The 6,858-nt window shown below is 63.9% G+C and carries 4 protein-coding genes and 2 tRNA genes; 4 read left to right on the top strand and 2 right to left on the bottom strand.

All coding sequences use genetic code 11. The annotated features are described in order from the left end of the window. Window positions 1–90 precede the first annotated feature (90 nt). Together rlmB and rnr are read right to left on the bottom strand one after the other, a co-directional pair. Window positions 91–837 carry a 23S rRNA (guanosine(2251)-2'-O)-methyltransferase RlmB gene (gene rlmB, locus NMG10_RS22615; protein WP_254465173.1) on the bottom strand — a complete coding sequence of 249 codons (747 nt, stop codon included), beginning with the start codon at window positions 835–837 and terminating at the stop codon, window positions 91–93. Next, window positions 834–3,410: a ribonuclease R gene (gene rnr, locus NMG10_RS22610; protein ID WP_254465172.1), complete on the bottom strand. Its 2,577-nt coding sequence runs from the start codon at window positions 3,408–3,410 to the stop codon at window positions 834–836. The genes rlmB and rnr overlap by 4 nt, the downstream gene beginning before the upstream one ends. Before the next feature lie 271 nt (window positions 3,411–3,681). Between rnr and NMG10_RS22605 the strand changes: the two genes are divergently transcribed. The 4 genes from NMG10_RS22605 (at window position 3,682) to NMG10_RS22590 (ending at window position 6,804) form a co-directional block, all read left to right on the top strand. Further along, window positions 3,682–3,768, top strand: a tRNA-Leu gene (locus NMG10_RS22605). 88 nt (window positions 3,769–3,856) lie between these two features. Continuing rightward, window positions 3,857–3,943, top strand: a tRNA-Leu gene (locus NMG10_RS22600). Between the two features lie 282 nt (window positions 3,944–4,225). After that, window positions 4,226–5,239 (top strand): extracellular solute-binding protein, encoded by a 1,014-nt coding sequence (locus tag NMG10_RS22595; RefSeq protein WP_254465171.1) that lies wholly within the window; start codon window positions 4,226–4,228, stop codon window positions 5,237–5,239. Then, the gene (locus NMG10_RS22590) at window positions 5,239–6,804 is read left to right on the top strand and encodes an iron ABC transporter permease (protein WP_203650158.1); all 1,566 of its coding nucleotides are present in this window, start codon (window positions 5,239–5,241) and stop codon (window positions 6,802–6,804) included. Before NMG10_RS22595 ends, NMG10_RS22590 begins: the two co-directional genes overlap by 1 nt. Window positions 6,805–6,858 lie beyond the last annotated feature (54 nt).

The following is a 6,858-nucleotide window of genomic DNA, read 5'->3' as shown; positions in this document are numbered from 1 at the left end:
GGGGGGGCGGCCGGCGCGCCGCCCCCCCCCCCCCCCCCCCCCCCCCCCCCCCCCCCCCCCCCCCCCCCCCCGCCGCCCGATATCAAGCCATCAGCGTTTGGCCTGGCGCTGACGTACGGCCTCGAACAGGCACACCCCGGTCGCCACCGAGACGTTGAGGCTGCTGACGCTGCCCGCCATCGGCAGCTTGACCAGGAAATCGCAGTGCTCGCGGGTCAGGCGGCGCATACCCTTGCCTTCGGCGCCCATGATCATCACCAGCGGACCGGTCAGGTCCTGCTGGTAGATCTCCTGCTCGGCCTCGCCGGCAGTGCCGACCACCCACAGGCCACGCTGCTGGAGTTTTTCCAGGGTGCGGGACAGGTTGGTCACGGCCACCAGCGGAATCACTTCCGCGGCGCCGCAGGCCACCTTGCGCACCACGGCGGTCAGGCTCGCGGACTTGTCCTTGGGGATCACCACGGCGGTGGCGCCGGCAGCATCGGCGGTGCGCAGGCAGGCACCGAGATTGTGCGGATCGGTGACACCATCGAGCACCAGGATCAGCGGCGGCGTTTCGGTGCGCTCGAGCAACTCCTCGAGCATCAACTCGCCCCACACCTGGCTCGGACTCACCTCAGCGACCACGCCCTGGTGCACGCCCTCGACCCAGGTGTCGAGCTCACGGCGCTCGGCCTGGCCGACCTGGACGCGGTTTTCCGCGGCCAGGGCCAGCAAGGCCTGGATGCGCGGTTCGCTGCGCCCTTCGGACAGCCAGATCTGCTTGACGCGCTTGGGGTGGTGCTGCAGCAGTGCCTGCACCGCATGTACACCGTAGATCTTTTCCAGCTGACTCATGACTTGTTCTTGCCTTTACGTGGCGCGCCGGACTTGGGCGGCCCCTTGCGATGCTTGGTCGGCTTGCCGGAAGACTTGCCACCCTTCTCCGACTTGCTGCCGGCATGGCCGCTGGCGCGCGCCTCGCCCATCAGCGCCTTCTTCATCTCGCGACTCTTGCGCACCTCGGCGTTGCGCTGCACGGCGTCCTTCGGGAAGTAGGCGTCGGCGCTTTCGCTCTTGCGGCTACGCGGCTTGGGCGAAATCTTCGCTTCGGCGGCGGGAGCCTTTTCGGTTTCAGGCTGCGCTGCGGCACTGCGCGGCTTGCGGCCAACCGATGCGGTAACGGTCTTCTCGGACATCTCGAAGTCGATCTTGCGCTGTTCGAGGTCGACGCGCATGACCTTGACTTCCACCGTATCGCCCAGGCGGAAGCTGCGACCGCTGCGCTCGCCCGACAGGCGGTGGTGCACCGGGTCGAAGTGGTAGTAGTCGCCCGGCAGGGCGCTGACATGCACCAGGCCTTCGACATAGATGTCGGTCAACTCGATGAACAGGCCGAAACCGGTCACCGCGGTGATCACGCCCGGGAAGGTCTCGCCCACGCGATCACGCATGTACTCGCACTTGAGCCAGTTGACCACATCGCGTGTGGCCTCGTCGGCGCGGCGCTCGGTCATCGAGCACTGCTCGCCCATCTGCTCGAGGCTGTTCTCGTCGTACGGATAGATGCGCGCCTTGGGGATGCTCATGGCGCCGGCCCGCTTGACGTGCGGGGTATCGACCTTGGAGCGGATCACGCTGCGGATGGCACGGTGCACCAGCAGGTCCGGGTAGCGGCGGATCGGCGAGGTGAAGTGGGTGTAGGCCTCGTAGTTCAGGCCGAAGTGGCCGTTGTTCTCGACGCTGTACACCGCCTGGCTCAGCGAGCGCAGCATGACGGTCTGGATCAGGTGGAAGTCCGGGCGCCCGGCGATGCTCGCCAATAGTGCCTGGTAGTCCTTCGGCGACGGGTCCTTGCCCTTGTGCAGGCTCAGGCCCAGTTCACCGAGGAAGGCGCGCAGTTTTTCCAGGCGCTCTGGTGGCGGACCGTCGTGCACGCGGTACAGCGAAGGCACGTTGTGCTTCTGCAGGAATTCGGCGGTGGCGACGTTGGCCGCCAGCATGCACTCCTCGATCAGCTTGTGGGCGTCGTTGCGCACGGTCGGACGAATTTCGTCGATCTTGCGGTCTTCGCCGAAGATGATGCGGGTTTCCTGGGTTTCGAAATCGATCGCGCCACGGGTGTGACGGGCGTCGACCAGCACCTTGTACAGGTTGTACAGGTTCTTCAGGTCCGGCAGGACTTCCTTGTATTCCTCACGCAGCGCCTTGCCTTCACGGGTACGGGCATGCTCGAGCATGCTGCTGACCTTGTTGTAGGTCAGACGGGCGTGGGAGTGGATCACCCCTTCGTAGAACTGGTAGTCGACCATCTGGCCGGCCTTGTTCATGGTCATTTCGCAGACCATGGCCAGGCGATCGACGTGCGGGTTCAGCGAGCACAGGCCGTTGGACAGTTCCTCGGGCAGCATGGGGATCACGCGCTCGGGGAAGTACACCGAGTTGCCACGCTGCTGGGCTTCGACGTCCAGGGCCGAGCCCAGGCGCACGTAGCTGGACACGTCGGCGATCGCCACATACAGGCGCCAGCCGCCGGAGAACAGGCGCAGCTTGCCCAGGGGTTCGCAATAGACGGCGTCGTCGAAGTCGCGGGCATCCTCGCCGTCGATGGTGACGAACGGCAGATGGCGCAGGTCGATGCGCTTCTCCTTGTCCTTCTCCTCGACTTCGGAGCGGAACTTGCGCGCTTCCTTGATCACGTCCTGCGGCCAGACATGCGGGATGTCATAGCTGCGCAGGGCGATGTCGATCTCCATGCCCGGCGCCATGTAGTTGCCGATCACTTCGATCACGTCGCCCTGGGGCTGGAAGCGCGGGGTTGGCCAGTGGGTGATCTTGATCGACACGAACTGGCCGATCTTGGCGCCGCCGTTACGCCCGGCGGTGACCAGCACTTCCTGCTGGATCTTCGGGTTGTCCGGGGTCACGTAGCCGATGCCGCCCTCTTCGAAGTAGCGGCCGACCACGCTTTCATGGGCGCGGGAGATGACTTCGACCAGCACGCCTTCGCGGCGGCCACGGCGGTCGACACCGGACACCCGGGCCAGGCCGCGGTCGCCGTCGAACACCAGGCGCATCTGTGCCGGGCTGAGGAACAGGTCCTCGCTGCCGTCGTCGGGGATCAGGAAACCGAAGCCGTCACGGTGACCGGAAACACGGCCGCAGATCAGGTCGAGCTTGTCTACCGGGGCATAAGTGCCGCGCCGGGTATAGATAAGCTGGCCATCGCGCTCCATGGCACGCAGGCGGCGACGCAGGGCTTCGATCTGGTCTTCTTCGTAAAGACCGAACTCTTCAGCCAGCTGTTCACGGGCAGCCGGTTCGCCACGGTCGGCCAGGCGCTGCAGGATCAGCTCACGGCTGGGGATGGGGTTGTCGTATTTTTCCGCTTCGCGAGCGGCCTCGGGATCGAGGGATTGCCAATCGGCCATCAGAAGGGGTTCACCTTGGGGTATATAGATATGAATTCTGGCATAGGCGTATTGAAACCGGAAATGTCAGCCTTGGACAGCCCCGGCAGTGCGTCCGTCGTGCAGCAATAGGCCTGCGGAATCAACAAGTTGAATTTTTTGAATTTTTTTTCGTTCGGGGGGTTTACAGGCATCTGGAGCGTCCGTATAGTGCGCACCACAACGACGGACAACCCCGAAGTTGTAGTAGAGATGAACGACGCTGTAAAGCATCCTGTAATCTCGAATGTGTGCCCAGGTGGCGGAATTGGTAGACGCGCTGGTTTCAGGTATCAGTGACTTAACGGTCGTGGAAGTTCGAGTCTTCTCCTGGGCACCAAAATTTTTCAAGTAACAGATGACCAAGGATCTGTTACTACTGTGTGAAAGCGAACGATAGTCGCCTTCATCAGATGATGCAAAGCTTTGCCCAGGTGGCGGAATTGGTAGACGCGCTGGTTTCAGGTATCAGTGACTTAACGGTCGTGGAAGTTCGAGTCTTCTCCTGGGCACCATACAAAAACCCACTAGCTTGCTAGTGGGTTTTTTCTTGCCTGCGATTTTTGCAACCACCCGACGCGCCCCCTGTAGGAGCGGCCTTGTGCCGCGAAAGGGTCGCACAGCGACCCCGGCGATCTTGACGTGAACGCTGAAACCTAGGGCCGCTGCGCGACCCTTTCGCGGCACAAGGCCGCTCCTACACAGATCCCATGAATTTCCCGTCATGCGCCCATTTGAGAAACAATTTCGTTTACCATTGTTTCCAAATATGTAGCCGTAAGCGAGGAAATACCCGCATGACGATCCGCCCGCAACCGCTGATGCGCACCCTGGCCGCCGCAGTTCTGAGCCTGGTGATCGGCGCTCCGGCCGCCCTGGCAGACGAACCGGTCACGCTGACGATGTACAACGGCCAGCACAAGGAAATCGGTGACGCCATCGCCAAGGCCTACGAGGCCAAGACCGGCATCCACATCAATATCCGCAAGGGCAGCAGCAACCAGCTGGCCAGCCAGATCATCGAGGAAGGCGCACGCTCGCCGGCCGACATCATCTACACCGAGGAATCCCCGCCCCTGAACAACCTGGGCGAACTGGGCCTGCTGGCGAAGATCGACGACGTCACCGCGAACATGATGCCCAAGGAATATGTGGGCGCCAACAGCACCTGGATGGGCATCACCGCGCGCACCCGTATCGTGGTGTTCAACCCGAAGAAGATCGACGAGAAAGACCTGCCGACCACGGTCATGGACTTCGCCAATCCCGAATGGGAAGGGCGTGTCGGCTACGTCCCCACCAGCGGCGCCTTCCAGGAACAGGCCGTGGCCATCCTGAAGATGCATGGCCGCGAAGCCACCGAAGAATGGCTGACCGGCCTGAAAGCCTTCGGCAAGACCTACACCAACAACATGGTGGCCCTCAAGGCCGTGGAAAAAGGCGAAGTGGCCGCGGTACTGGTGAACAACTACTACTGGTATGCCCTCGAGCGCGAGCGCGGCAAGCTGGACTCCAAGCTTTACTACCTGGCCGATGGCGATGCTGGCAACCTGGTGACCATTTCCGGCGCCGCGGTGGTCAAGGCCAGCAAGCACCCCAAGGAGGCCCAGGCCCTGCTCAACTGGATGGCCAGTGAAGAAGGCCAGCGGGTGATCACCCAGACCACCGCCGAATACCCGCTGCACAAAGGCATGGTCTCGGACCGTGGCCTGAAGCCGTTCGATGAGCTGCGCCCGCCGAAGATCTCGCCGGCCGACCTTGGCAATGCCGAGGAAGCGATCGAGCTTGAACGTGAGGTTGGCCTGCTCTGATGACCGCCGCCCTGCCCTCGCCCGCCTTGTCGCGCTTCGTACCGAAGCGCAAGCGACCCTCCGTCTGGGTGGTGTTGCCCGTGTTGTTCCTGGTGACGATGAGCCTGTTGCCATTGCTTTATGTCGGGCTCAAGGCCTGGGAAGCCGGCTGGCACGAAGCCCTGCGCCTGCTCTGGCGCCCGTTTGTCTGGGGTCTGCTGCGCAACACCCTGATGCTGATGGTCGGCGTCACCGTGCTGTGTCTGCTGGTTGGCGTGGCCCTGGCCTGGCTGCTGGAGCGCAGCGACCTGCCGGGGCGGCGCCTGTGGGGCGTGGTGCTGTGCCTGCCGTTCGCCGTGCCGTCGTTTGTCAGCAGCTTCACCTGGGTGTCGCTGAGTTCGGACTTCGAGGGCTTGGGTGGGGCCATTCTGGTGATGGCGCTGTCGAAATACCCGTTGGTGTTCCTGCCGGTGGCCGCCACCCTGCGCAACCTCGACACCTCGCTGGAGGAATCGGCGCGCACGCTGGGCTGCGGCCGCTGGGGCGTTTTCCACAAGATCACCCTGCCGCTGCTGTGGCCATCGATGCTGGGCGGCGCGCTGCTGATCGCCCTGCACATGCTGGTGGAGTTCGGCGCCCTGTCGATCCTCGGCCTGCAGACCTTCACCACGGCGATCTACCAGCAGTTCGAGCTGGAATTCAGCAACGCCAACGCGGCCATGCTCTCGGCGGTGCTGTTGGTGCTGTGCCTGGCGATGCTGTGGCTGGAACTGCGGGTACGCGGCAAGGCCCGCCATGTGCGCATTGGCCAGGGTGTCGCTCGTCGCGCGCAACCGCTGCGCCTGCGCGGCTGGATGCCACTGGGGCAATTGTTCTGCCTGGCCCTGGCAGTGTTGGGCAGCGGCATTCCGCTGGCGATGCTCGGCTACTGGCTCAGCGTCGGTTCGTCGGCGGCCTTCCCGGTCGCGGCCATCGGCAAGGCCCTGGCCACCTCGCTGTCGGTATCCCTGGGCGGCGCCGGTTTCTGCGTGCTGCTGGCGCTGCCGATCAGCTTCCTGGTGGTGCGCTACAAGGGGCGCCTGGCGATCTGGGCCGAGCGTCTGCCGTACCTGCTGCACGCCCTGCCCGGGCTGGTGATCGCCCTGACCCTGGTGTTCTTCGCCCTGCACTATGTGCCGGCGCTGTACCAGACCACCGCGCTGCTGATCCTGGCCTATGCCTTGCTGTTCCTGCCCTTGGCGCAGTCGCCGGTGCGCACCGCGCTGAACAAGGCCTCGCCGACGCTGGAAGAAGCCGCGCGCACCCTGGGTGCTAGCAGTTTCGCGGCGTTCTGCCGGGTCACCCTGCCGATCATCTTCCCGGCGATGGCGGCGGCGTTCGCCCTGGTATTCCTGGATGCGATGAAGGAGTTGACCGCGACCCTACTGCTCAGCCCGACCGGCATGACCACACTGGCCACCGAGGTATGGGCGCACACCGCCAACGTCGAGTTTGCGGCGGCGGCACCTTATGCGGCATTGCTGATCGTCGTGTCGGGATTGCCGGTGTATCTGCTGACCACGCGGATGTATCTGAACAAAGCCTGAGACGTCATCGCGAGACAGGCCCGCACGAATTCGTGTACCGGACACGTGGCGGGC

The sequence above is a fragment of the Pseudomonas sp. DVZ6 genome (assembly GCF_024259445.1).
Lineage (GTDB): Bacteria > Pseudomonadota > Gammaproteobacteria > Pseudomonadales > Pseudomonadaceae > Aquipseudomonas > Aquipseudomonas peradeniyensis.
Note: the sequence above shows the minus strand (reverse complement) of the source record. Positions and strands in the feature narration are given on the sequence as shown.

Bases quoted from the DNA above. Each gene is read 5' to 3' on its own strand.
- rlmB (WP_254465173.1), bottom strand. From the start codon at position 837: ATGAGTCAGCTGGAAAAGATCTACGGTGTACATGCGGTGCAGGCACTG.
- NMG10_RS22595 (WP_254465171.1), top strand. From the start codon at position 4,226: ATGACGATCCGCCCGCAACCGCTGATGCGCACCCTGGCCGCCGCAGTT.
- NMG10_RS22590 (WP_203650158.1), top strand. From the start codon at position 5,239: ATGACCGCCGCCCTGCCCTCGCCCGCCTTGTCGCGCTTCGTACCGAAG.
- rnr (WP_254465172.1), bottom strand. From the start codon at position 3,410: ATGGCCGATTGGCAATCCCTCGATCCCGAGGCCGCTCGCGAAGCGGAA.